This window comes from Flavobacterium sp. (assembly GCF_049318185.1).
Classification (GTDB): domain Bacteria; phylum Bacteroidota; class Bacteroidia; order Flavobacteriales; family Flavobacteriaceae; genus Flavobacterium.
In genome coordinates, this window is the sequence record NZ_JBMOGV010000019.1 from 1 (window position 1) to 26,011 (window position 26,011).

The following is a 26,011-nucleotide window of genomic DNA, read 5'->3' on the forward strand; positions in this document are numbered from 1 at the left end:
CAAAAGCATTTTGCCTAACTGTCCTCCGCCAAGAATACCCAGTTTGAAATCGGATGAGAAATAATTCATTCGCTGTAGTTGAAGTTCTTGGTACAAAGATACTTCTTCAAATGATAATTGACAATTGATAATCAATAATTTTAAGTATAGATTTTCTTAAAATATCATTTATTGCAATACAATAACCTAGGCTAGAATGTTCAAATTTTTTGAATTATAGGTATTTGTTACTCATTAATTTTTGCGATAATCAATCCACCTTTCAAATTGTATATTAGGTTCCGTATTTATTTGTAATAAAATTATCTTCTAATAATAACTTTTTTACTGATACTGCCATTAACGGTATTAATTTTAAAACTATACATTCCAATGGAAAGGCTTTCTACATTAATAGTAAAATTATTGCTGGTTAAAGGATTTCTATAAGTACCAATTAGTTTGCCATCAATGGTGTAAATGGTAATATCATTGATAGTTGAAGTTGAATTTATACTAACTGTTTCTGTACTAGGGTTTGGATAAACTATAACTTCATTACTATGGTTAAATGAATTAGTACTTAATAAAACATCATTATAACAGAATGGAGGAACGCTGTTTTGAGTGTTAATTAAGTTGCTAATTTTATTTCCGGCAAATCCGATATTGTTAGTATGATCATAAAAAGTTAAATCTAAAGTTGGATTGCTGACACCAAACCAATCTTGGAGAATTGTACTAAATACTCTTCTGTAATCGTGTTGTACCGTTTGTATCTGAAAATTATTTCCAGCAATGGCTTCGCTCAAATCAATATTTGTACCAGATATTCCAGCATTTAATGAACTTCCAAAAACAAACATTGGAGCAATCTCGCCATGATCTGTTCCAAGATTACCATTTTCGCCTGCTTTTCTTCCAAATTCTGAAAAAGTTACTGCAAGCACATCATCTCCAATATTTTGATTGTTTAAATCGGTTATGAAATTAGTTACAGCTTCAGAAACTTGGGTTAACAAATCGGCATGGCTTCCAGTATGTGTTGTTGTATTTGATGCCACTTGTAAATTGTGAGTATCAAAACCGCTAATTTTTACTAAATATACTTTGGTTTCTAAACCACCAGAAATAAACTTGGCAACTGTCTTTAATTGATTTGACAAACTAGTATTTGGATAGGTTACAGAATTTGAACCTGAATTAAATGCAGCCGAAATAGTTTGAGCATAGGTATTTGTTGAAGTGTCATTATTTAAAATATATTGAATTAAATCGCCATATTCAGAATTTGGTATTGTTGTTGGTGCAATACCGCCTAAACCATTTACTATAGAATAAAATCCTGAGGGATCTTGACCGTTAATATTCAATGACATTCCGTGTTCTATTTCGCCGTGAAATCCTAATGAGTTTTCACTGCTTCCTAATTGAATTCCAAGAGGGAAATTGGCAGTTAAAAAATTGGCAAAATAATTTTCTAAAAAACGACCAACCCAACCACTTCCCAAAACGTTATTTGCCGGAGTTCCATCACCACCTGTTAGCCACAAATCAGTTGATTTAAAATGCGATTTATCTTGTATTGGGTAACCAACACCTTGTATTAAACGCATTAAACCGTTGTCATATAAATTTTTAAAACCCGACAAAGCGGGATGAAGTCCAACTTGGTTTTCAAGCGGAAGAGTAGAGTCTAAATTAATTATTCCGTTACTTCCTCCTATGTTATTTAATTTTATGTTTGGTCGCAAAGCGGCATAAGTGTCGTATTGATTAATAGGCACAACAGTATTCAATCCGTCATTAGCACCAGAAAGTTGAATTAACACAATTTTTTTAGCATTTACATTAGGACACGTTTTCAATCCAGCTGAATTGAACAATGCAAAAACCTCAGTCGGTAAAAGACTTAATGCACTTGCTGTTGAAGTTAATTTTATAAAGTTTCTTCTTTTCATCCTACTTATTGTTAAAACACTTGAGACTCTGGCGCACTTAATATTTTGGTTAGTAATAATTTCAAACGTGGCTCTACAACACTATTGTTATTTGATGTGATAAAAGTATCCCAAGCATTTGTCCAATAATAGTCTGCTAATCCTTGAAGTAAAAAAGAATTCATAAAATAGTTTATTCTGTCAACATCAGGGTCTTGTCCAAATAGGGAATTACATAATTCAGTTGTTAAAACAAAAGGATTAGAGGCATTCGAAATTAACCCGCCATTTTTGATTACATCTGAAATATAAATTTTTCCAGCTATATTATTATTTCCACTAATTCTGTTAAAGCCATCTAATAATGATTCTCCCAGCCGATATCTTGCAATTAGAGTAGAAGATGAAATCCAATTTTTATCATAAGACGGTTCTTGATAATAAGCAAGATGACCAGCCACACTATCGGGACCAAATAAAGGCATGTTGCTTCCTAAAAAAAAGGTGTCATGAACAAAATTTCTATAAAAAGTATTGTAAAATAATGTTGCATTTATTGTCGGATCTGGAATCGTTGCTTGTAAATAGGTGCAGATTTCTGATATTTGCTGCAAAGGAGATTTAATTATTGCTCCAATAGTTTCATCAATCGCGCTAGAATCATCCAAATCATAAAAATGTTGACTCTCTAATAACCTTCTCAAAACCGGAAGTATCTCGTAGCCGTTAGCATATAAATCTTGAGCAAGAGGTATAATAATATCTGTTTCTACTTCTGAAGTTATGGCTCCTTTCACAAAATAGATATACATTTTTCTACATATGTTTTTAGCGGTAGCCATTTGATTAAAAACCATTTCCACATAGGTGTCGAGCTCAATATCCATTGAAGCTGCATCAGCGGCTCCATTTATTATGGCATTTGAAAATGCTGCACTAAAATTTTTTGTTCCGGTATTATGTTGTCCAAAACTATTTTGTCCTTTTGGTATTCCTGTTGTTGCATCAATAATTGTTCGGTCAGCTTTTCGTTGAAATCCTGTTAAAACTTTAGCTGTTTGAACAATATCAGCTTCGGTGTAGTTTGTGTAATTTCCCGGAGCTATTTGCTCTCCTTTTCCAATTGTAAATAACTCTAAAAATTCACGAGCGTAATTTTCATTGGGTGAATTTGCATTATTTTCGTTGTTATTTAAATACAGAAGCATCGAATTACAGAGGGTCATTTTCTTTGCTAAAGTTTTGTAATTTCCATAGGAGTAGAATAAAAGCAACCTGATATAATCATAAAAATCAGTTGAAGTACCAGTAGAATTTCCTTTTTCAACTGTAAAACGGGTAGAAAGAAAATGAGATAGTTTGTATTTTAATGTTGCATCGTTTATAGCATTGTACCACCACCAACCTGAAACAATTATATTTTTTCTTTGTTGTCCATTAAACGTTGACGATAAAGCAGTAGACTCTGTCCAATAACCATCTCCATTGGGATCATTTGGCAAATCCAGTATTAATGGGTTGTTTATTGTCAATAAATCTAGGGCTTGTTGTGGTGTTAATGCGGAAAATTGACTAATTAAAGTTTTGGTATATTTAAAAGTGGCACGTCTCAATAAATGCTTTGCATTTTTGTTTCCAAGAATAGCTGTGTTTTGATTTAGTGATGCCATGTTTAAATAGTTTTATTTATAAGCTTATATCTTTTAAAACTTAAACAAATATAATTGTAATTTTATAAAAAAGTCTAAATACTTGGCACTAAATAGTTATTACTTCTTTAAATTTGCACCTTATTTTAAATATCACTATGATATATCTTCACGATAAAACTTTTGAGCCCTTTATTTCTTCTGATGAAATAGACTTTGCCATAGCAAATATGGCTAAACAAATGGATGATGATTTTTTTGATGATGTGCCCGTTTTTATTGGTGTTTTGAACGGTGCTTTTATGGTTCTCAGCGATTTAATGAAGAAGTATAGGGGCATGTGTGAAGTAAGTTTTGTAAAAATGGCTTCCTATGAAGGAACTCAATCTACAAATGAAGTAAAACAATTAATTGGGCTAAATCAAGATTTAGAGGGAAGAACAGTCGTTATTGTTGAAGATATAGTGGATACTGGAAATACAGTAGAAATATTAAAAGACATATTTAAAGAAAAAAAAGTTAAACATTTAAAAATTGCGACACTTTTTTTCAAACCTGAAGCTTATAAAAAAGATATTAAAATAGATTACGTTGGGATCAGGATTCCAAATAAATTCATAGTTGGTTATGGCTTAGATTACGATGGTTTAGGAAGAAACTTGCCAGATGTATATCAATTAGCTCAATAACGTATAAACTCTAAACTCATAAATTCATAAACTTTTTTTAAAATGATTAACATCGTTCTTTTCGGAAAACCGGGTGCAGGAAAAGGCACACAGGCTGAATTTTTAAAAGGAAAATACAATTTAACACACTTATCAACGGGAGATATTTTTAGGTATAATATCAAAAATGACACAGAATTAGGAAAACTAGCTAAAACCTTTATGGATAATGGAGATTTAGTGCCTGACGAAGTAACCATTAAAATGCTCGAAAGTGAAGTAAATAATAATCCACAATCTGCAGGCTTTTTATTTGATGGTTTCCCAAGAACATTGGCTCAAGCCGATGCTTTAGATAAATTTTTAGTTTCAAAAGAACAAGCTATAACAGCTACTATAGCTTTGGAAGCAGATGATGAAATTTTAGTGCAACGATTACTAGAAAGAGGAAAAACTTCGGGCAGACCAGATGATCAAGATGAAGAAAAAATCCGAAATAGATACCAAGAATATAACGAAAAAACAGCACCTTTGATGGATTATTATAATGATCAAGGAAAATTTTGTGCTGTTGATGGAATAGGTTCTATTGAAGAAGTTACTCAACGATTAAGCAAAGTAATAGACAGTTTATAGTTTTCGGTTTCAGGTAACAACTTGAAACTTGAAACCTAAAACTTGAAACCAAAACAAATGGAAATACTAATCATTCTTTTTTTAATTCTTTTAAACGGCGTTTTTTCAATGTCTGAAATTGCACTGATTTCGGCACGCAAAAATCGTTTAGAAACGGCAGCAAAAAAGGGAAATACCAATGCCAAAGTTGCTTTAGATTTAGCCAATTCTCCCAATAAATTTCTGTCTACTGTTCAAATTGGAATAACCCTAATTGGAATTCTTACTGGAATTTACTCAGGCGAAAAAATCACTCATGATGTGCAAGGATTTGTTGCAGGTTTTCAAACTTTGAAACCTTATGCAGATAGTATTGGTGTTGGAATTGTAGTAGTGATATTGACATTTTTCTCATTAGTTTTTGGCGAATTGTTACCAAAAAGAATTGGTTTAAATTATCCTGAAGCTATTGCAAAAGCGGTTGCCGTTCCTATGAAAATGGTTTCAATTGTTACGATGCCATTCATTTGGTTACTAACAAAATCTACTGATGGAATATTGAAAATTCTAAAAATAAAACCAACAGCCGATGGAAAAGTAACAGAAGAAGAAATCAAAGCCATCATAAAAGAGGGCACAGAAGGTGGCGAAGTTCAAGAAATAGAACAAGATATTTTAGAACGCGTTTTTCACATTGGTGACCGAAAAGTCAATTCGTTGATGACACACAGAAAGTCGATTGTTTATCTTTCTCTTGAAGATACCATGGAGGAAATAAAGGCCAAAGTCTTAGATGAATTGCATTCGGTTTATCCCGTTTGTAAAGAAAATTTAGACGATGTTGGGGGGATAGTTTTATTGAAAGATTTGTTTGCAGGATTTGAAAAAGGACCTTTCAGTTTAAAAACTATAACTAAAGAACCAGTTTATTTAATTGAACATACTTCAGCTTATAAAGCCCTTGAAAATTTCAAAAAATCAAAAGTACATTATGCATTAGTAACCGATGAATATGGGGTTTTTCAAGGCATAATAACATTAAATGATATATTGGAAGCTCTTGTTGGCGATGCTTCTGATTTTGATGAAGACGAATACCAATTGATGTCAAGAGAAGATGGAACTTGGCTAGTTGACGGATTATATTCGTTGCACGATTTCTTGACTTATTTTGATATGGACGAACTCACCAATGATTATGAAGTAACCACAGTAAGCGGATTAATCATGACCGAAATGGGTAAAATTCCAACTACAGGAGAAAAACTCATTTGGAATAAATTTGAATTAGAAGTCATCGATATGGATGGGATAAAGATTGATAAAGTAATTGTGAAAGCGATAAAGGAATAGTTATCTGTCATCGGTTTTCAGTTTTAATACAGCTAAGTTATTGAAAACAGAAAACAGAAAACGGAAAACAGAAAACAGGAATTATGACAGAAGGTAACTTTGTAGACTACGTAAAAATATATGTTTCATCCGGAAAAGGAGGAAAAGGTTCTACGCATTTACATAGAGAAAAATTTATTGAAAAAGGTGGACCCGATGGTGGTGACGGTGGTCGAGGTGGACACATTATTTTGAAAGGAAATAAAGGATTATGGACATTATTTCACCTTAAGTTCGCTCGTCACGTTAAAGCTGGTCATGGTGGTGATGGTGGAAGCTCACGAAGTACCGGTCATGATGGCGAAGATAAAGTTATCGAAGTGCCACTAGGAACAGTTGTTCGCGATAAAGAAACCGAAGAAATTCTTTTTGAAATTACAGAACATGGCGAGGAAAGAATATTGTTGAAAGGTGGAAAAGGTGGTTTAGGAAACTGGAACTTTAGAAGTGCTACCAATCAAACACCTCGTTATGCACAACCAGGTATGCCTTCGGAAGAAATGGATGTAATTCTTGAATTAAAAGTCCTTGCTGATGTAGGTTTAGTAGGTTTTCCAAATGCCGGAAAATCAACGTTGCTATCAGTTCTAACATCTGCTAAACCCAAAATTGCCGATTATCCATTTACTACCTTGAAACCCAATTTAGGTATTGTTGCTTACAGAGATTTTCAATCCTTTGTTATTGCGGATATCCCTGGAATTATTGAAGGTGCTGCTGAAGGAAAAGGACTTGGACATTACTTCTTGCGTCACATTGAGCGCAACTCAACGTTACTCTTTTTAGTGCCAGCCGATGCCGATGATATCAAAAAAGAATACGAAATTTTGCTCGATGAACTACGTCGTTACAATCCAGAAATGCTCGACAAAGATAGACTGATAGTGGTCTCAAAATGTGATATGCTTGATGATGAACTAAAAGCTGAATTGAAAAAAGAACTAGACAAAGCCTTCAAAGGAACGCCATATTTGTTCATTTCCTCAATAGCCAATCAAGGATTAACCGAGCTCAAAGACAAATTGTGGCAAATGTTAAACATTGATGCCGAAGAACCCGAGAACAGTCATGGTATATAAAGTTAAAACTTAAATAATTGTCTAAAGAATTTTTTAAATAAAGTTAAAATTTACGCTAACGATGTAGTTTTCATAAAGCTTTGTCAATCAAATACACAAAAAAAAGTATATTCGCATCACCAAAAAATAAATTAGTATACTATGAAGAAAATTATTTTATCCTTAATCACAGTTATTATGCTTATGCCTATGAGCATGAAAGCTGACGAAGGAATGTGGTTCTTAATGTTTATCGAAAGATTAAACCACCGCGACATGCAAAAAATGGGCTTGCAACTAACAGCCGAAGAAATCTATAGCATCAACCACCACAGTTTAAAAGATGCTATAGTGCAATTTAATGGTGGATGTACTGCTGAAATTATTTCTAAAGATGGTTTGGTATTAACTAATCATCACTGTGGCTATGACGGAATTGCAGAATTATCAACTCCACAAGACAACTTGTTAAAGAATGGATTTTGGGCAAAAAACAGAGCCGATGAAAGAAAACCATCAAGTTTATTTGTGCGTTTCTTTGTCCGCATGGATGATTGTTCCAAAAGAATATTGTCAGTTGTAAATCCATCTATGACCGAAGCCGATAGAGAAAAAGCTATCAATGCTGAGATTGCCAAAATTGAAAAAGAAAACAACGAAGGCGGAAAATATACCGTTTCAGTTCGTTCATTTTTCCAAGGAAATGAGTTTTATTATTTTGTCTATCAAGATTATAAAGATGTAAGATTAGTGGGAGTTCCACCAGAAAGTTTAGGAAAATTTGGGGGCGATACTGACAATTGGGAATGGCCACGTCAAACCGCAGATTTCTCAATGTTTAGAGTATATGCTGATAAAGATGGCAATCCTGCAGACTATTCAACTAGTAATGTGCCTTTACAACCAAAACATTACTTACCAGTAAATCTAGGTGGTGTAAAAGAAAACGATTTTGCTATGATTTTGGGCTATCCAGGAAGAACCAACCGTTGGATGCCAGCAGGAGGAATTGAGCAGAACGTAAAATTTGCTTATCCTGCATGGGTTGAAGGCGCCAAAACAGGTATGGATAACATGAAAAAATATATGGACATGAGCGATGCACTTCGTTTAGTTTATGCCTCTAAATATGCTTCTACTGCCAATTATTGGAAAAACCGTCAAGGAATGATAGATGCTTTAAGCAAATTTGGAACTGCAAAAACTAAAGCAGTTCAAGAAACTAAGTTTGATAAATGGGCAAACAAGTCGGCTAACAAAGCTAAATATGGAAATGTAATTGCTACTATCAATAAGTTTTATGCTTTGACAAACGAAAAAGCAAGACATGATAACTACATGCAACAATTATTCAGAACGACTGCTTTTGGAACCATTAGTAGAACATTAGGAAAACAATTAGATACTTATGTAAAAGCAGACGCTGTAAAGCGTAATCAATTGGCTCCTGCAATCATTGAAATGGCAGAAGAAATGTATAAAGAATTATACATTCTGGCTGAGAAAGATTTATTAGCAGCACAATTACATTTGTATGCAACAAAATCATCGGGTTATAAAATTGCTCCATTGGTTGAGAAGATAGGTGCAGCTATTAACAATGACTTTACTAAATATGTAAATGCTGCTGTAGATTTAAGTATTTTTTCTTCTGTTGACAAAATCAAAGCATTCCTAGAAGTGCCAAGTCAAGGTATGCTAGATAATGATCCAATTTATGCTTTGTCAAATGATTTATTAACTCATTTTGCTACAAAATCAGATGAAATAGCAAAAGCTCAAAATGATTACAGTGCTTCTTTCCGATTGTTAGTGGAAGGTTTGAGAGAATCAAAAATTGGTACCATCAAATACCCGGATGCGAATTCTACATTGCGTTTAACGTATGGAAAAGTACGTGCTTTGCCTGCAGACAAAAGAAATCCAGTAGCCATAAACAATTATACAACCTTGACTAGTCAAGTTAAAAAGTATAAAAAAGGCGATGAAGAATTTGATTTACCTATACGTGTTTTAGAAATGGAAAAAAACAAAGACTATGGTCGTTATGCAGACAAAGATGGTACACTTCACGTAAATTTCTTAACGGATAATGATATCACAGGAGGAAACTCTGGTTCACCAGTATTAAATGGAAAAGGAGAACTAATTGGTCTTGCTTTTGATGGAAATATCGAGGCAATGGCTGGTGATGTAATTTTTGATAACAAACTACAAAGAACTATAAATGTTGATATTCGCTATGTACTTTGGGTAATTGAGAATTTATCAGGTGCCAAACATATAGTTGATGAAATGACATTAGTAAAATAATTTTCACTTGTTTTTATTTAAAATAGCGTCCTGAATTTCGGGACGCTATTTTTATTAGTATTACTTAGATTGTCTATGAAATTAATACAATTAATAGCTATCTTTGTTTTTCATAATTTAAGAAAATGCTAATGAAATGGATAATCAAAATCATATTCTTACTTCCTTTTATGGTCTTTTCCCAAAGTAATTTTGAGAGAGCAGAAAAGCTATTTTCTCAACAAAAATATAGTTTAGCTAAACCTATTTTTGAAAATATTTTAAAAGAGAACCCCAATCATCCTAAAACTTTAGAATACTTAGGTGATATTGAAGGGGCTAATAAATCTTGGGATAATGCCATGATGTATTATGGAAAATTGAAGCAGCTATATCCAAAACAAGCTGATTTTTATTATAAATATGGTGGTTGTCTTGGGATGAAAGCAAAAGAAGCTAACAAATTTGCTGCATTAGGAATGATTGGCGAAGTAAAAGCATCTTTTGAAAAAGCCATAGCACTAAATCCAAAACATATAGAGGCTCGATGGGCATTAATAGAGATATATCTTCAATTGCCAGGAATTGTTGGCGGAAGTGAACGAAAAGCCAATAGCTATGCTAATGAATTGATGAAAATTTCTTTAGTTGATGGTTATCTTGCTAAAGGACACATAGCTGAATATTTCGATAGATACCAAGAAGCTGAAAAAAATTATAAAAAAGCAATTGAAGTTGGTGGATCTAAAAATACTTACCAAAAATTAGCCAATCTCTACAGAAACAAATTAAATCAACCTGAAAAAGCAAAACAGTTGTTGGAACTTTATCAGGAAAAAATCAAATCATAATTAAATGCGTACACATTTTATAGCCATTGGCGGCGCAGCTATGCACAATTTAGCCTTAGCTTTACATAGTAAAGGATATCAAGTTACAGGAAGCGATGATGCTATCTTTGAACCATCTAAATCAAGATTAGAAAAAAAAGGATTATTGCCAATAGAAATGGGTTGGTTTCCCGATAAAATCACTTCAGATATTGAAGCCATAATTTTGGGAATGCATGCAAAAGCAGACAATCCAGAATTATTAAAAGCTAAAGCATTAGGCCTAAAGATATACTCTTATCCAGAATTTTTATACGAACAATCCAAAAACAAAACACGAGTTGTGATTGGTGGTTCTCATGGGAAAACAACTATTACTTCCATGATTTTGCACGTGATGCATTTTCATAACATCGAAGTTGATTATATGGTAGGTGCGCAATTGGAAGGTTTTGATACCATGGTTCATTTAACCGAAGATAATGATTTTATTGTTCTAGAAGGAGATGAATATTTATCTTCTCCAATCGATAGGCGACCAAAATTTCATTTATATAAACCCAATATAGCATTGCTTTCAGGAATTGCTTGGGATCATATTAATGTGTTTCCAACGTTTGAAAATTACGTAGAACAATTTGAAATATTCGTCAACCAAATTACAAAAGGAGGAATTCTAGTGTATAACGAAGAAGACGAAACGGTTAAAAAAGTAGCCGAGGAAACTACCAATACCATCAGAAGATTACCCTATACAACGCCAACTTACACTGTTGAAGACGGAACAACTTTATTAGACACGCCAGAAGGACCAATGCCTATTGAAGTTTTTGGAGCACATAATCTTAATAATTTGGCCGGAGCCAAATGGATTTGTCAAAACATGGGTGTTGACGAAGCCGATTTCTATGAAGCCATTGCCAGTTTTAAAGGAGCATCCAAAAGATTAGAAAAAATAGCCGAAGGCAAAGGCAAAGTGGCGTATAAAGATTTCGCACACTCGCCAAGTAAAGTTTCCGCAACGACCAAAGCTGTTAAAGTGCAATATCCAAATAGAAAATTAGTAGCTTGTTTGGAACTACACACCTATAGCAGTTTGAATGCCGAATTTCTAAAAGAATACGAAGGTGCACTTGACGCTGCTGATGTTGCTGTTGTTTTTTATTCGCCCGATGCAGTGAAAATAAAACAATTGGAAGAAGTAACCTATGACCAAATCGCACAATCTTTCAAGCGCGATGATTTGATTATTTATACCAATCCAAAGGATTTCAAAGACTTTTTATTTTCTTATGATTTGACTAATTCAGCATTGCTTTTGATGAGTTCAGGAAATTATGGTGGATTGAATTTTGATGAGGTGAAGAGTTTGATTGAGTAAAAATTCTATTTTGGAACAAAATTTCTCCATAAAAAACTGGGCAGAAGACGATAAGCCACGCGAAAAGCTCATGCTTAAAGGCAAAGCAGCTCTGAGTGATGCTGAGTTGGTGGCTATTCTCATTGGTTCCGGAAGTAGAAATGAAAGCGCGGTAAGTTTAAGCAAAAGAATTCTCGCTAGCGTAGATAACAATTTGAATGCTTTAGGAAAATTATCGTTGAAACAGTTAATGGAGTTCAAAGGAATAGGAGAGGCAAAGGCCATTTCCATTGCTGCAGCATTAGAATTAGGAAGACGTCGAAGAGCAGAAGAAACTTTGGAACTAAAGAAAATAACCTCCAGCAAAGCCGTTTTCGAAATCATGCAACCCATTATTGGCGAATTGCCACATGAAGAGTTTTGGGTGTTGTATCTTAATAATTCTAATAAAGTTATTTATAAATCACAATTGTCAAAAGGAGGCATAACTGGAACTGTAGTTGATGTTCGTTTAATTTTTAAAACAGCTTTGGAAAACAATGCCACTTCCATAATTCTAACACACAATCATCCATCTGGAAAATTACAAGCCAGTGATGCTGATGTAGCCATTACCAAAAAACTAAAATTGGCAGGTGAGCAGCTTGATATTAAAGTTTTAGACCACATTATTATCACCGAAACGGATTATTATAGCTTTCAAGACGAAGGGATTTTTTAAAATGAAAAACATCACCGATATTTTTTTTGACCTTGATCATACGCTTTGGGATTTTGACAAGAATTCCATTTTGGCATTTGATAAAATATTTAGAGCAAATCATCCGTCTATTGATGTGCATCAATTTATAGAAGTTTATGCGCCAATTAATCAAGCCTGTTGGAAGTTGTATCAGGTGGATAAAATGACTCATGAAGAGTTACGTTATCAAAGATTAAAACAATCTTTTGATGCTTTGGTCTATAATATATCAGATGATAGAATAGATAAAATAGCTATAGATTATATTGAATTTTTGCCCGATAATAATCAGCTTTTTGACGGTGCTATAGAAGTTTTAGATTATTTATATCCAAAATATAAGTTGCATATTATTACTAATGGTTTTGCTGAAGTACAACAAAGAAAAATACATCATTCAGGACTGCAAAAATATTTTCAAACCATTACCAACTCGGAAATGGCGGGCGTTAAAAAACCACACCCAAACATATTTGAATTTGCGTTATCTTTGGCTAATACTAATAAAGAAAACGCTATAATGATAGGCGATTGTATTGATGCTGATGTTCGTGGTGCTATGGCTTTTGGAATGCAAGCTGTTTTATTTGATGAAAACGAAATTCATTCTTCAGAAGAAGAAATTATTGTAATTAAACATTTATTAGAATTAAAAAAAATATTGTGATGAAGAATCTATTTTTATTGTTTGTTTTATTGATGTCAGTAACTGCTTTTTCGCAAAGTATAAATGACTATCAATATGTTATTGTTCCAATAAAATATGATTTTCTTAAAGAGAATGATAAATATAGACTGAATACTTTAACTAAATTATTATTTCAAAAATATGGGTTCAAATCCTATTTGAGTTCTGAAGCGATACCAAAAGAAGTAGAGAATTCTAGATGTGATATGCTTTATGCTACAGTGACAGAGGAAAGTAACTTTATGGTTACTAAATTAAAGATTTTAGTTAAAGATTGCAGAGAAAAAATAATTTACGAAACAGATTTTGGAAAAAGTCGAAATAAAGATTTTGCCGCTGCCTATAATGAAGCATTACGAGAAGCTGGAAAATCATTTGATAAATTGAATTATAAGTATACTGGCAAAAATAATTCTTCTATTGCAACAGAATCAATCAAAACAATTATAACTGAAACAAATTCTGAAACTTACTATTTTGCACAACCTATTGCTAACGGTTTCCAAGTTATTGATAATGAGCCTAAAGTTATTATGAAATTATATAACACCTCCCTAAAGAATGTATTCCTAGCTATTAGAGGTGCTATTAATGGTGTTTTAATTTCAAAAGAAAATCAGTGGGTTTTTGAATATTACGAAAATGGTATAATAGTTTCAGAGCTATTAAATTTGAAATTTTAATAGCCATATTTATCTTTCCATCTATTTTTTAAGAAGGTGCGTATTTCGTTTTCCCGAGCATTATTTCCAGGTTTATAAAAGGCAGTATTTTTAATTTCGTCTGGAAGATATTCTTGTTCTGAAAAATTATTAGCATAATTATGGGAATATTGGTACTCTTCACCATAACCTAATTCTTTCATAAGTTTAGTAGGAGCATTACGCAAATGGATAGGCACTGATAAATCACCTGATTGTTTTACTAAAGCTTGTGCTTCTCCAATTGCCATATAACTTGCATTGCTTTTAGGAGATGTTGCTAAATAAACCGCACATTGGCTTAATAGTATTCTGCTTTCTGGATAACCAATAATGGTAACCGCTTGAAAAGTGTTATTAGCCATAATAAATGCTGTTGGATTAGCATTTCCAATATCTTCACTAGACAAAATTAACATACGTCTTGCGATGAATTTTACATCTTCACCACCTTCAATCATTCTTGCCAACCAATACACCGCCCCATTTGGGTCGCTGCCACGAATGGATTTTATAAATGCCGAAACAATATCATAATGTTGTTCCCCCGTTTTGTCATAAAGTACTGTGTTTTGCTGAACCAATTCTAAAACTTTTTGATTGGTAATCACAATTTGGGCTTCAGGGCTTGCATTTACAACGAGTTCAAAAATATTTAAGAGTTTGCGTCCATCGCCACCTGAAAGTCGCAGTAAGGCTTCGGTTTCCTTTAGTTTTATTTTTTTTGACGAAATGATCTTGTCTTCCTTAATCGCTCGTTGTAACAAAGCCAATAAATCTTCTTTTGAAAACGGATTTAAAATATACACCTGACAACGTGACAAGAGCGCTGGAATAACTTCAAAACTAGGATTTTCGGTAGTAGCGCCTATCAATGTAATCCAACCTTTTTCTACCGCTGCCAAAAGTGAATCTTGTTGCGATTTGCTGAAACGATGTATCTCATCGATAAAAAGAATTGGATTTTTGGCCGTGAATAAACCTCCACTTTGTTTCGCTTTTTCTATCACATCGCGAATGTCCTTTACACCACTATTTATAGCACTCAATTCATAAAATGGGCGATTACTTTGTTTGGCAATAATTTGAGCTAAAGTTGTTTTCCCCGTGCCAGGCGAACCCCAAAAAATAATAGACGGAATCACACCACGCGCTATTTGTTGCGATAATGAACCATTGTTTCCCACCAAATGCAATTGGCTAATATAATCTTCCAGTCGTTGCGGTCTGATGCGTTCTGCTAAAGGTGCTCCCATGTTGTAAAAGTAAAGATTTCTGCCAAAATAGCATTAAATAATATTTGGCTTTATCTTTGAATTCTAATGAAAAGTTTTTTAAAGTAATATAATGAACGATTATCATCATTTTAAGTTTACACCATCGGTTTGGATAGTGCCTTCATTGTTGCTTATTCTAATATGGTCCGTATTCTTTTTTGAAAACAATTTTACTATTGATTTGACTTCACATGGTATTTTACCAAGAAGTTTTTCTGGATTGCAAGGCATTTTTTTTAGTCCTTTTCTACACGGAGATTTAAATCATATTGCTAATAATTCCTTCCCACTTTTTATACTAACTGTAGCTTTAATTTATTTTTATCGCGATATTTCACTAAAGATTTTGTGTTACGGGATTTTAGTATCTGGATTAATTACATGGGTTATTGGTAGAAATTCATTTCATATTGGTGCTAGTAGTTTGATATATGTATTAGTCTCCTTTATTTTCTTCAAAGGTATGATGACACAATATTATAGATTGATGGCTTTATCATTAACCGTAGTTATGATTTATGGTGGAATGATTTGGTATGTTTTTCCTCAGGTTGATAACCATATATCTTGGGAAGGACATTTATCAGGATTGATAACAGGATTTGCTTTTGCTGCCTATTTTAAAACACCTGATTATAAAAAAGCAATTCAATACCCATGGGAAAGACCCGATTTCAATCCAGAAGAAGATGCTTTCATGAAACATTTTGATGAAACCGGTAACTTTGTTACTATACCTGTAGAGGAGGAAGAGGTTGAAAATTCTTCGACTGGGATAAATTATATTTATGATTTTAAAGAGAAAAAAGAAATTGAATAATTTTCAAATCTTTAAATTAACTTCTTTGACGAACAGTTTCATATAGAAAAGCGCCACACGCTACAGATACATTAAGCGAACCAATAGTTCCAAACATAGGTAACTTAGCTTTTTCATCCACAATTTTCAAAACTGAAGGATTAATCCCCCTGTCTTCACTTCCCATGATTATAGCAACTGGTTCATTAAGGGAAATATCATAAATATTTTGATCTGTTTTTTCAGTGGCAGCGATGGTTTTAATTCCGCTTCCTTGAAGATAAAAGATAGCATCTTTTATATGGTCTACTTTACAGATGGGTACATTGAAAACTGCACCGGCAGATGTTTTAACGGTATCTCCATTTACAGGTGCTGAACCTGTTTTTTGAACAATAATTCCGTCAACACCAGTACATTCAGCCGTTCTAATGATGGCACCAAAATTACGGGCGTCACTTAATTGGTCTAGGATTAGGAATAATGGTGTTTTTCCACTCGCTACTACGCTATCAACCAAATTTTCAAGATTTACAAAAGAAATAGGAGCAATGGTTGCCACCGCACCTTGGTGATTATTGGGAGTTAATCGATTTAGTTTTTCAACAGGAACATAGGAAAAATTGACGCTATTTTTTTTCATTGCTTTCATCAGTTCCTGCATCAATTCGCTTTGCGTATCGCTTTGAATAAATACTTTGTCAATTTCTTTTCCTGCGTTTATAGCTTCTATAATTGCTCTAATTCCAAAGATTTGGTTTTCTTTTTCCATAGTGCAAAGATATAAAAAAACCACCAGTGAAAACTGGTGGTTTAGTATTTTGAAAAATATTATAAATAGAGTGGTGGCCAGCTAGTGCCATCAGTTCTGGTTAATGTTGTGTCACCATATTCACCATAATCATTTTCCCAATGAAATGACATCTGGTTACCATTTATAACTAGATTGCTAAATGTAAAAATTTCACCATATTGATCAACCCCTGTGTATGAAATTTTATTGCAAATATCAGTTAATGTTACTCCTGTAGCCGCATTTCCTGGTCCGTAAAGTCCTATCCATCCACCAAAAGAAGCGTCTGAAATTTCATAAACTCCACCTCCTAAATCTGTAAATTCTACAGTTCCAGTATCTGGTCCGACTGAAGATTCACCAGTAGGCGCACTTGAATTTGTTGTTGTATATTCATATACACCAGCTAATTCAGAAGGACATGAAACATTGTAAGACTGTAATACTTTAAATAAATCTGAATTAGCAATGTCAGCACCATAATTCGCAGTTCCATTATCATTAAGAATTTTTATAATTGATCCATTTTTCAATTTAAGTTCAGCTGTAATTTTTAATACATCACCTACTTCAATATCTGATGAACTATTGATTTCATTGAATGCATTATAAATGTCATTTTGTGAAATACTAAAACTAGATGGAAATACTGTTACGTTTGTAGTGAAAATAGCTTTATATACATTATTCCCTTTGAAATAGAACAGAACAATATTTGCTGATTCTATATCACCAAAGCCAATATCTATTGTAAAGCTTAAGTCAATAGGCGTGTTGTCATTAACAGATACTAAGTTAATGAATGCATCACTACCTGCTACTTTTTGAATGTTTGGTGTGGCACCATTAGTTGTTTCAACAACAGAATCACCACCATCTTTACTGCATGATGTTATAAACATCACCAGAAACAAAGAAGCTAAGATTAATTTCATTTTTTTCATTTTCATTTATTTATTAATTATCCCAAAATATTTTATACGTAGTCGGATTTTTTTGTGCCGGTGCATTTGCATTTGCATTCAATTCTGATTGTGGCCAATAAAATGATACTTGGAATGGATTGTTTTGTACTGTTTGAGAATCTTGTATAGGGAATCCATCTGCATTATCTAATTGATATTCTGGAGAAGTTCCTAGTGGATTTGCTAAAACAGGATATCCAGTTCTTCTATAGTCTGTGTATTGATCCATTGGGTCCCCAAAGGTACCAATCCATTTTTGAGTCATGATGATTTCCAATTTCTTACTTGAAGAAGCCGCATTGAACTCAGTAATTACATTATTGATGTAAGAGTTAACGGCTGCAGTATCTGATAATACAGGCACAGTTTGAGTAGTACCACTATTAGCTACAACTTGATCTACTTTAGCAAAACTTGCCGTAATTGCTTCTTGTAGTTTCGTTGCCTCATTTCCACTTAATTTTCCAACATGAATTAACTCAGCTTGAATGTATAAAAATTCATCATAAGTTAAAATACGACGTGGAGCTTTTCCTTTTCCACTAAAACCAGTGTTTAAAGTTGAAACTGATCCTCCTAATCCATCATCGTATCTTCCTCCTGAAGGGAAAATACCAGGGTAGGTATAAGAGTTTTCCGCACTTTTATCTCTGTCTGGACCAGTACTTCCAAATCTAATACTAAAGAATCCTGTAGACTTATCCCAATAATCAGCTCCAGGGTTACCAGTGTCTACGTTTCCTTGATCTGGAGGGAATTCTCCAGCTTTTAACTGATTGTAGAAGTAATATCGCATTCTTGGGTCTGGATTTCCAGTAAGTATGTTTGGATTAACACCTTTCAAGATTTCATAGAGCCACGGACTTTGATACGATCCAAATTGAGTACTTTGATAGGCCTCAACAAATAATTGATTTCTCTCGTTTGAGGGAGAAATTACATCATAATGATTAAATTGAAAATCGTCAGCATTTGATGTAAAAAAATTATTTTCAGCAATTAAAGCATCAAAACCAGCTTGATCAAAATCAGTTATTAAACGTGTTTGATTGTATAATTTCAGTTTGAAAGTATTAGCAAATTTTATCCATTTATCAGTGTCTCCACCATAATATAGATCATCATCGCTAGGTATTTCAGTCCCGGAATTACTTGCTAAATTAACTTTTGCAGTTTCTATTAATGCAAATACTTGAGAATAAATTTCCTTTTGATTGTCAAATTTAGGATTAATTATGCCCGAAGTAGCTAATTGAGTTGCTTCGCTATAGGGTACATCACCCCATAAATCTACCGCATAGGACATAATATATGCTTTTTGCATTTGTGCGATACCAACATAAACCATGTTGTCAGTATCAGTGCCTTTTTTGATTATTGTTTCAATATCAGTTAAGGCTAAATATATAGCATCCCAATCATTATTCATGCTGATATTACCAACTTTAATACCATATTGATCTTCTTCTTCTCTAGAAGTCATTTGATGTGTATACGTAGAGAGTAGACGACCAGTATTGTTGTTAAAATCTCCTAACAATGCAGTATTTATTTCTACATTGGTAAGTAATAGGTTTAACGGTGCTGTCGTAGGGTAATCAGTATCTTTATCAACATCTAAATAATCACTGCAACTTAGAATAAAGGTTGAACATAAAGATAAAATTACAATGGCCTTATTGTTTCTTATTTTATTAATGAGTTTCATTTTTATAATTATTTAGAATGTTAAATTAACTTTAAAACCAAATCTTCTTGCAGTTGGAGCCGCTGAAGTTTCAATTCCTTGTAGTATAGTAGAACCATAACTAGTAGTTTCAGGGTCGAAGTTAGTATATTTTGGAACGTTTGGAGCGAAATACCACAAGTTACTTCCCATTAAACTAAAACTCAATTTACCAAAAGCAGTTTTCTTTAATACAGAGGATGGTACATCATAAGTTAAACTTACTTCTCTAAGTCTGAACACAGTCCCGTCATAGATTGAAGCCTCGTCTACACTATTAATACCAAATGTATTACCACCAGCTGGGGAGAAGTACAACTCGTTCATACTCAATTGAGTAGTATTTGGAATTTGATTACCATCTCCATCTAAGATAGGAACACCATCGTTGGTTGCGTAATATCCTGGGATTATGAAGGTTCTCTCTCTATTTTCAGTATCTTTAGTAACTCCTCTACCTAACAATGAATTAATAGTAGACGAATTAATGTCTCCTCCTTGTTTCCAGTCAAACTGAGATTTTAGAGTCCAAGCTTTGTAAACAAAAGTGTTTGTAAAACTTACTTTAAAATCAGCATTTGGATCTCCAATAATTCCTAAGTTAGGATCTTGAATGATTCCACCGCCAGAAGGATTTATCAAATAATTTCCATTAGTATCTCTTGCAAATTTAGTACCGTAGAATACTCCAAACGCTTCTCCTGGGATAGCATAAGCAATTTGATTTGCATTTAATCGAATTCTATCTAATCCTTGACTTAATTCAGTTACTTCATTTTTATTTTTTGAAAACATGGTATATAAAGTCCATTTAAAATTGGTCGTTTTAACTGGTACTAAAGTCAATCCTAATTCGATACCTTTATTTTCGATAGATCCAGCATTAGTATTGTATTGTTGATATCCACTTGTTGTTGGTACAGTAATTGGAGTTATCAAATTAGTAGTTTTTTTGTTGTAAGTTGTAAAGTCAATAACAATTCGTTTGTTAAAAAATTCTAAATCTGTACCTATCTCAAATTCAGAAGAGAATTCAGGTTGAACTGTTTGATCTCCTAAAGCTGTTGGATTTGAAATTACAGGCATGCCATTGTAAGCATTTCCTTGTAAATAAGCAATCCTTGTGAATTCAGCATCAGCGTCTCTACCTACTCTCGCAAAACTTGTTCTTAATTTAGCGAAAGTTAGTACGTCACTTTTTAATTTAAATGCATCCGTAACAATGAATGAAGCACTCACTGATGGATAGAAGTAGGAATTGTTTTTTTTGGGTAATGATGAACTCCAGTCGTTTCTTCCAGTAGCATTTAAAAACAAATAATCCTTGTAGTTTAAGGTTAGATCACCAAATACCCCTACATTTCTTTTCTGTGCGCTTTCATCAACTAAATTTTTTATGTTTACAACGTTTCCAAAAGTAAATATATTAGGTAATACAAATTGAGATCCCTGATTAGCAATTCTTGAAATATTATTTTGTAAAACATTATTTCCAATAATTCCTGAAAGGCTCAAATTGTCTGTTAATTTATAATCTATATTAATTAAGAATGTAGATTCAATATCTTCATTGATGAAATTATCTTTTTTCAAATCTCCTAAACCATTATTAGCTCTTGAAGCGATATCTCTAATTTCATCTCTATTAAGAATGTAGCGGTTTATACCAACCCTATATGATGCAGAATAATGATCATTAAATTTATAGTTTAAATTTAAACCAGCCACCATACGATCTGTTTTAGTTATAATTTGATCATGCTCCCAAGACCACATAGGATGATCAAACTGAGTCCCATTTGGTGTAACTGAACCACCTGTTGCTGGATCAGTATAAGGCAAGTTTAAATCCCAGTTTCTAGCTAAGAATAATGTTCTAGCAAAAGAAGAAGAAGCTCCGTCGAATTGGTTTTCTCCAAAGAATCCTCCAATCTGTTTTGTTTTAGAAAAACTCATATTGGCTCCAACAGTCAATTTATCATTCAATTTGAAATTACCACCTGCAGACATTGAAGTTCTATCATAAGAGTTGAAAGGAATATATCCGTCTTGTCTCATATCAGAAACCGTAACACTAAAGTTACCGTCTTGTCCAGAATAATTAAGGCCAAGAGTTTTGTCTGTAACTGTACCTGTTCTGAATAAATCTTTCACATTATTTGGTTTAGCTACGTAAGGTACTGTTGAACCAAATTGGTCTGGAAATGCAGCTAATAAAGTTGGCCATGTAGGTATTGTAGCTAAAGAGTCAAAACGAGGACCCCATGATCCATTGGCATTTGCATAATTGAAATTAGATCCTGCTCCATAAGTGTTTTGGTAATCAGGTAAGTTAGCGATGTTTTCATAAAAAGTCCCCATTCCAACATTAACACTCATCTTTTGAGTTTTACCTGTTTTAGATGAGCCTGATTTTGTAGTAATTACAATTACTCCATTCATTGCTCTAGAACCGTATAATGCAGCAGCAGCAGTGCTTTTAAGCACGTTGATACTAGCTATGTCGTTAGGGTCTAATGTTGATAAAGCACTTTCGTAACCTCCACCACCTGAAATTTGACTAGAACTAGTAATTTGGTCACTACTGTAAGCAATTCCATCTACGATAATTAATGGTTGTGTGTTTCCAACTAATGAATTCACACCTCTAATTGTAATTTGATTCGCTGCTCCAGCAACTCCGGTAGAAAAATTTACATTTACCCCAGCAACTTTGCCAGAAAGAGCTCTTGTTAAATCTGGTTCAGCAACATCGGTTACATCACCTGATTTTACTGAGGTTACAGAATACCCAAGTTTTTTCGGGTTTCTTTTGATACCAAAAGCTGTCACAACTACACCTTCAAGTTCTACAGCATTATCTTTCATTTTTACATTAATTGTTGTTAATGAAGCCACAATTTCTTGAGATTTCATACCAATAAAATTAAAAACGAGTGTTTGATTTGAAGAAGCTTTGATGGAATATTTTCCATCCATGTCTGTTTGAGTTCCCAAGCTTGTACCTTTTACAATAACGTTTACACCTGGAATTGGTAAACCGTTATTATCTGATACAACACCAGAGATAACCCTGTCTTGGGCAAAAGAGATTTGCACCAATAACGCTATAAAAAGCGTTAAGAATCCATTTAACTTTGTTTTCATTATTAATTTGGTTTTAATTAGAAATTCAAATTAAGTAATAAAATCTTAAGAAACCAAAAGAAAAGCCAACTAATTTATATAAAAATCATAAAAAGTGTGAATTATATAAAATAGCGAAAGAATTATGCAAATTCTATTAAAATTCGAGAAAAAATCAAGGAAATACATGTTTTGTTAACAAATCATTCAAAATCCTAAATTAAAAATTAGCTTTGAAACTGACATGCACAATAGAATTTGAAAGTTTTATGACTTGATTATTAGTATTTCCATTGGCATAAACAATATTAAAAAAGCCATTCTTTGATAATAATCCAATGCCAAAACCAATTCCAAAAAGGTTGTCGTCTGTGTTTGAAGTTTTGTCTTGTGCATGTCCATAATCAATTATGGTATGAACATATAATGTAGGCGCAAGAATATATCGGTATTCTGTCAATATAGAATTAAAAGAATTTGCTTGAAGACTATTTTCATTAAATCCACGTATTGAATTAATCCCTCCGAATCTTTGCAGTTCGTTCACTACATAGTTTTGACTTTGTAAATAAAAGTTTTGTGATTTAATATTGACTATATTTTTTTCGTTTAAATAGAAATTATGATTCAATAGAATACTTGAAAAAAATTGATTGCTCGAAATAATTTTTGAATATCGTTTCCCTGCCCCTATTTTTAAATTAATAATTGTTTTTTCTGGAAAAAGGAAATCATCATTTTTTAAATTTATATATTCCAAAGTTGAGGTTGTAAAGGAATTATTGAAATCACTTAAGTTAGAGGTGTTGACATTTTGGATATCACTTGACTCAGATGATTGGTATCCTAAGTATAATCGAGTGTTGTAATTAAAGTAATAGCCAAAATCGATTGCTGTTTTGGTATTTTGAAAAGTACTATCTTGTTTGAAAATATTTAAATCTAATTTTATTCCAATAGGACTTTTGAAAACATAAGGTAATTCTAAATTAAAATTAAAAGTTTTTTGATTTTGCCCATCACTTTTCCAATACAGGGCTATTTTCTCTCCTGAATCAAGAATATTTTGTAAAACCAAATCTAGGTAGCCACTAAAAATTAGTTTTTTGTTTTCGTCGTTAGTAAAACCAATATAGCCGTCAAAAGTATTGGCTTTTGCTTTTTCTAAATAAACATAAACTTTCGTTGAATCTTTAGTAAATAAAATTTCTGGATATTTACTTTGTTTAACAAATCTAAATTTCCCAATATCATTATAAAGTTTTTCTAAGTTTTTTTGATTGAAAACCTTATTTCTGTATAATCTTAAAAGATTTTTTTTGTGATTAGCAGGAAATTTTTCATCACTATTGATTACGATGTCGTTTAAATCTCTTTTTGTTTGTTTCTCTATATTTAAATCGGCAATAACTAGTTCATTTTTTTTCTGAAGATTAGACAGTTTTACTTTTGCCATAGAAAACCCAATGCTTTCTAATTTCTTCAAAACGGAATTTAAAAATTCTTCACTATCTTCAATAGGTAATGATAAAGTATCTTTTTTAATTTCATATGAGCTGGATATGTTTTCATGGAACTCTTTACTTATATACACATGTATAGATTTTATTTTTTGCTTTAAATCATATTTGAAGCACAAAGTGGTATCGTTTAATTTGTAGTTTTCTAAAAGTTGACTTTCAGAGTATCCAATTTTATTCAGTTTTTCATAAAATGAATTATTCTCATCAATAATAGATTTGGTGTTTTTGTGTTTTATTATGTAACCAATGCTATCAATAATTTTAGTACCTTGTTCATTATTGCCAATAATTTTCATATAAAATTCCTGAGCGAAAGCATTTCCGCTGTTAATAAATAAAAAAATAAGGAATAAAATCTTTCTCAAAGACTAAAAAGTTTGGATAAAAATAACGCAAAAAATCTATTTTTATTGTTGTTCATCGAATCTAAAAACAATTTGTTTAAAAATTAATTAATTACGATTTGTTTCATTGAAAATAATTACTACATTTGCAACCCCTAAAAAAGCGGGATTTAATAAAATTAAGAAAAATTAGTATTTAATTATGCCAACAATTCAACAATTAGTAAGAACAGGAAGAACTCAAATCACTAAGAAGAGTAAATCGGTTGCTTTAGATTCTTGTCCTCAAAGAAGAGGTGTTTGTACGCGTGTTTACACTACTACTCCAAAAAAACCAAACTCAGCGATGCGTAAAGTAGCGCGTGTACGTTTGACTAATGGAAATGAAGTGAATGCTTACATACCAGGGGAAGGACACAATCTACAAGAGCACTCGATAGTATTAGTGAGAGGTGGAAGGGTAAAAGATTTACCAGGAGTTAGATACCACATTGTGCGTGGTGCACTTGATACATCAGGTGTAGCAGGAAGAACACAAAGAAGATCTAAGTACGGTGCTAAACGCCCAAAAGAAGCAAAAAAGTAATTTAAAAACTTTTAAAGTAAAGACATGAGAAAAAGAGCGGCAAAGAAAAGACCACTTTTACCAGATCCTAAATTTAACGATCAGTTAGTTACACGTTTTGTGAACAATTTGATGTGGGATGGTAAGAAATCAACAGCTTTCAAAGTATTCTATGATGCCATGGAGATAGTAGAAGCTAAAAAGAATAATGATGAAAAACCATCATTAGAAGTTTGGAAAGATGCGTTAACAAACGTTATGCCTCACGTAGAAGTACGTAGTCGTAGAGTGGGTGGGGCAACATTCCAAATCCCAATGCAAATTCGTCCAGACAGAAAAATATCTATGGCCATGAAGTGGATGATACTTTATGCTCGTAGAAGAAACGAGAAATCGATGTCAGGCAAACTAGCTTCTGAAATTTTAGCTGCGGCTAAAGAAGAAGGCGCTGCTGTTAAAAAGAGAATGGATACACACAAAATGGCAGAAGCAAATAAAGCATTCTCTCATTTTAGATTTTAATAGTTTAAGAAATGGCTAGAGATTTAAAATTAACAAGAAACATTGGTATTGCTGCCCACATTGATGCGGGTAAAACCACTACTACTGAGCGTATATTATTCTATACAGGAAAATCACACAAAATAGGTGAAGTACACGATGGTGCAGCTACTATGGACTGGATGGCACAAGAGCAAGAAAGAGGTATTACCATTACATCTGCTGCTACTACTTGTGAATGGAGTTTCCCGACGGAGCAAGGTAAACCATTGCCTACTTCTCAAGACTACCACTTTAATATTATTGATACCCCAGGACACGTTGACTTTACTGTAGAGGTAAATCGTTCTTTACGAGTATTGGATGGATTAGTTTTCTTATTTTCTGCTGTTGATGGTGTTGAACCACAATCAGAAACTAACTGGAGATTAGCTGATCAATATAGAGTGCCTCGTATGGGATTCGTAAACAAAATGGA

At 32.9% G+C, this 26,011-nt stretch carries 22 protein-coding genes; 14 read left to right on the plus strand and 8 right to left on the minus strand.

Annotated elements, in window-relative coordinates:
* Positions 1–302: 302 nt before the first annotated feature.
* Both ACOYLT_RS03240 and ACOYLT_RS03245 read right to left on the minus strand, forming a co-directional pair.
* Positions 303–1,940 (minus strand): DUF1501 domain-containing protein, encoded by a 1,638-nt coding sequence (locus tag ACOYLT_RS03240; protein WP_422852409.1) that lies wholly within the window; start codon positions 1,938–1,940, stop codon positions 303–305.
* A gap of 11 nt (positions 1,941–1,951) precedes the next feature.
* Positions 1,952–3,589: a DUF1800 family protein gene (locus ACOYLT_RS03245; protein ID WP_422852410.1), complete on the minus strand. Its 1,638-nt coding sequence runs from the start codon at positions 3,587–3,589 to the stop codon at positions 1,952–1,954.
* Between the two features lie 137 nt (positions 3,590–3,726).
* Here ACOYLT_RS03245 and hpt point away from each other — a divergent pair, with 137 nt between their 5' ends.
* The 10 genes from hpt to ACOYLT_RS03295 all read left to right on the plus strand — a co-directional run bounded on the left by hpt (position 3,727) and on the right by ACOYLT_RS03295 (position 13,896).
* Positions 3,727–4,257 (plus strand): hypoxanthine phosphoribosyltransferase, encoded by a 531-nt coding sequence (hpt, locus tag ACOYLT_RS03250; RefSeq protein WP_422852411.1) that lies wholly within the window; start codon positions 3,727–3,729, stop codon positions 4,255–4,257.
* A gap of 42 nt (positions 4,258–4,299) precedes the next feature.
* On the plus strand, positions 4,300–4,872 hold the full coding sequence (locus ACOYLT_RS03255) for an adenylate kinase (RefSeq protein ID WP_422852412.1): 573 nt from the start codon (positions 4,300–4,302) through the stop codon (positions 4,870–4,872).
* 108 nt (positions 4,873–4,980) lie between these two features.
* Positions 4,981–6,204 (plus strand): hemolysin family protein, encoded by a 1,224-nt coding sequence (locus ACOYLT_RS03260; RefSeq protein WP_422852429.1) that lies wholly within the window; start codon positions 4,981–4,983, stop codon positions 6,202–6,204.
* 83 nt (positions 6,205–6,287) lie between these two features.
* Positions 6,288–7,322, plus strand: coding sequence for a GTPase ObgE (gene obgE, locus ACOYLT_RS03265; protein WP_422852413.1), 1,035 nt, complete (start codon positions 6,288–6,290; stop codon positions 7,320–7,322).
* A gap of 141 nt (positions 7,323–7,463) precedes the next feature.
* A complete protein-coding gene (locus ACOYLT_RS03270; protein ID WP_422852414.1) occupies positions 7,464–9,614 on the plus strand; it encodes a S46 family peptidase in 2,151 nt (716 codons plus the stop codon).
* Between the two features lie 131 nt (positions 9,615–9,745).
* Positions 9,746–10,444, plus strand: a complete 699-nt coding sequence (locus tag ACOYLT_RS03275; RefSeq protein WP_422852415.1) for a tetratricopeptide repeat protein — start codon at positions 9,746–9,748, stop codon at positions 10,442–10,444.
* 4 nt (positions 10,445–10,448) lie between these two features.
* Positions 10,449–11,804 (plus strand): UDP-N-acetylmuramate--L-alanine ligase, encoded by a 1,356-nt coding sequence (locus ACOYLT_RS03280; protein ID WP_422852416.1) that lies wholly within the window; start codon positions 10,449–10,451, stop codon positions 11,802–11,804.
* 10 nt (positions 11,805–11,814) lie between these two features.
* Entirely contained in the window at positions 11,815–12,504 is a 690-nt protein-coding gene (gene radC, locus ACOYLT_RS03285) for a RadC family protein (RefSeq protein WP_422852417.1), read from the plus strand.
* A gap of 1 nt (position 12,505) precedes the next feature.
* Positions 12,506–13,192: a YjjG family noncanonical pyrimidine nucleotidase gene (locus ACOYLT_RS03290; protein ID WP_422852418.1), complete on the plus strand. Its 687-nt coding sequence runs from the start codon at positions 12,506–12,508 to the stop codon at positions 13,190–13,192.
* Positions 13,192–13,896 (plus strand): hypothetical protein, encoded by a 705-nt coding sequence (locus tag ACOYLT_RS03295; protein ID WP_422852419.1) that lies wholly within the window; start codon positions 13,192–13,194, stop codon positions 13,894–13,896. Before ACOYLT_RS03290 ends, ACOYLT_RS03295 begins: the two co-directional genes overlap by 1 nt.
* Here the strand turns inward: ACOYLT_RS03295 and ACOYLT_RS03300 are convergent.
* Positions 13,893–15,170 carry a replication-associated recombination protein A gene (locus tag ACOYLT_RS03300; protein ID WP_422852420.1) on the minus strand — a complete coding sequence of 426 codons (1,278 nt, stop codon included), beginning with the start codon at positions 15,168–15,170 and terminating at the stop codon, positions 13,893–13,895. The genes ACOYLT_RS03295 and ACOYLT_RS03300 overlap by 4 nt on opposite strands.
* 91 nt (positions 15,171–15,261) lie before the next feature.
* Between ACOYLT_RS03300 and ACOYLT_RS03305 the strand changes: the two genes are divergently transcribed.
* Positions 15,262–16,011: a rhomboid family intramembrane serine protease gene (locus tag ACOYLT_RS03305; protein WP_422852421.1), complete on the plus strand. Its 750-nt coding sequence runs from the start codon at positions 15,262–15,264 to the stop codon at positions 16,009–16,011.
* Between the two features lie 16 nt (positions 16,012–16,027).
* On the opposite strand, the gene rlmB is transcribed toward ACOYLT_RS03305, so the two are convergent.
* The 5 genes from rlmB to ACOYLT_RS03330 form a co-directional block, all read right to left on the minus strand.
* Positions 16,028–16,762: a 23S rRNA (guanosine(2251)-2'-O)-methyltransferase RlmB gene (rlmB, locus tag ACOYLT_RS03310; protein ID WP_422852422.1), complete on the minus strand. Its 735-nt coding sequence runs from the start codon at positions 16,760–16,762 to the stop codon at positions 16,028–16,030.
* 59 nt (positions 16,763–16,821) lie between these two features.
* Entirely contained in the window at positions 16,822–17,718 is an 897-nt protein-coding gene (locus tag ACOYLT_RS03315) for a hypothetical protein (RefSeq protein WP_422852423.1), read from the minus strand.
* Positions 17,719–17,740: 22 nt separating this feature from the next.
* A complete protein-coding gene (locus ACOYLT_RS03320; protein WP_422852424.1) occupies positions 17,741–19,456 on the minus strand; it encodes a SusD/RagB family nutrient-binding outer membrane lipoprotein in 1,716 nt (571 codons plus the stop codon).
* A gap of 12 nt (positions 19,457–19,468) precedes the next feature.
* Positions 19,469–22,621: a SusC/RagA family TonB-linked outer membrane protein gene (locus ACOYLT_RS03325; RefSeq protein WP_422852425.1), complete on the minus strand. Its 3,153-nt coding sequence runs from the start codon at positions 22,619–22,621 to the stop codon at positions 19,469–19,471.
* Positions 22,622–22,820: 199 nt separating this feature from the next.
* Positions 22,821–24,488, minus strand: coding sequence for a hypothetical protein (locus ACOYLT_RS03330; protein ID WP_422852426.1), 1,668 nt, complete (start codon positions 24,486–24,488; stop codon positions 22,821–22,823).
* 181 nt (positions 24,489–24,669) lie between these two features.
* Here ACOYLT_RS03330 and rpsL point away from each other — a divergent pair, with 181 nt between their 5' ends.
* The 3 genes from rpsL to ACOYLT_RS03345 all read left to right on the plus strand — a co-directional run.
* Positions 24,670–25,053, plus strand: a complete 384-nt coding sequence (rpsL, locus tag ACOYLT_RS03335; protein WP_007136570.1) for a 30S ribosomal protein S12 — start codon at positions 24,670–24,672, stop codon at positions 25,051–25,053.
* A 24-nt stretch (positions 25,054–25,077) separates the two neighbouring features.
* Positions 25,078–25,554, plus strand: a complete 477-nt coding sequence (gene rpsG / locus ACOYLT_RS03340; RefSeq protein ID WP_422852427.1) for a 30S ribosomal protein S7 — start codon at positions 25,078–25,080, stop codon at positions 25,552–25,554.
* Between the two features lie 11 nt (positions 25,555–25,565).
* The coding region (locus ACOYLT_RS03345; protein WP_422852428.1) for a GTP-binding protein at positions 25,566–26,011 on the plus strand (446 nt) is incomplete at its 3' end.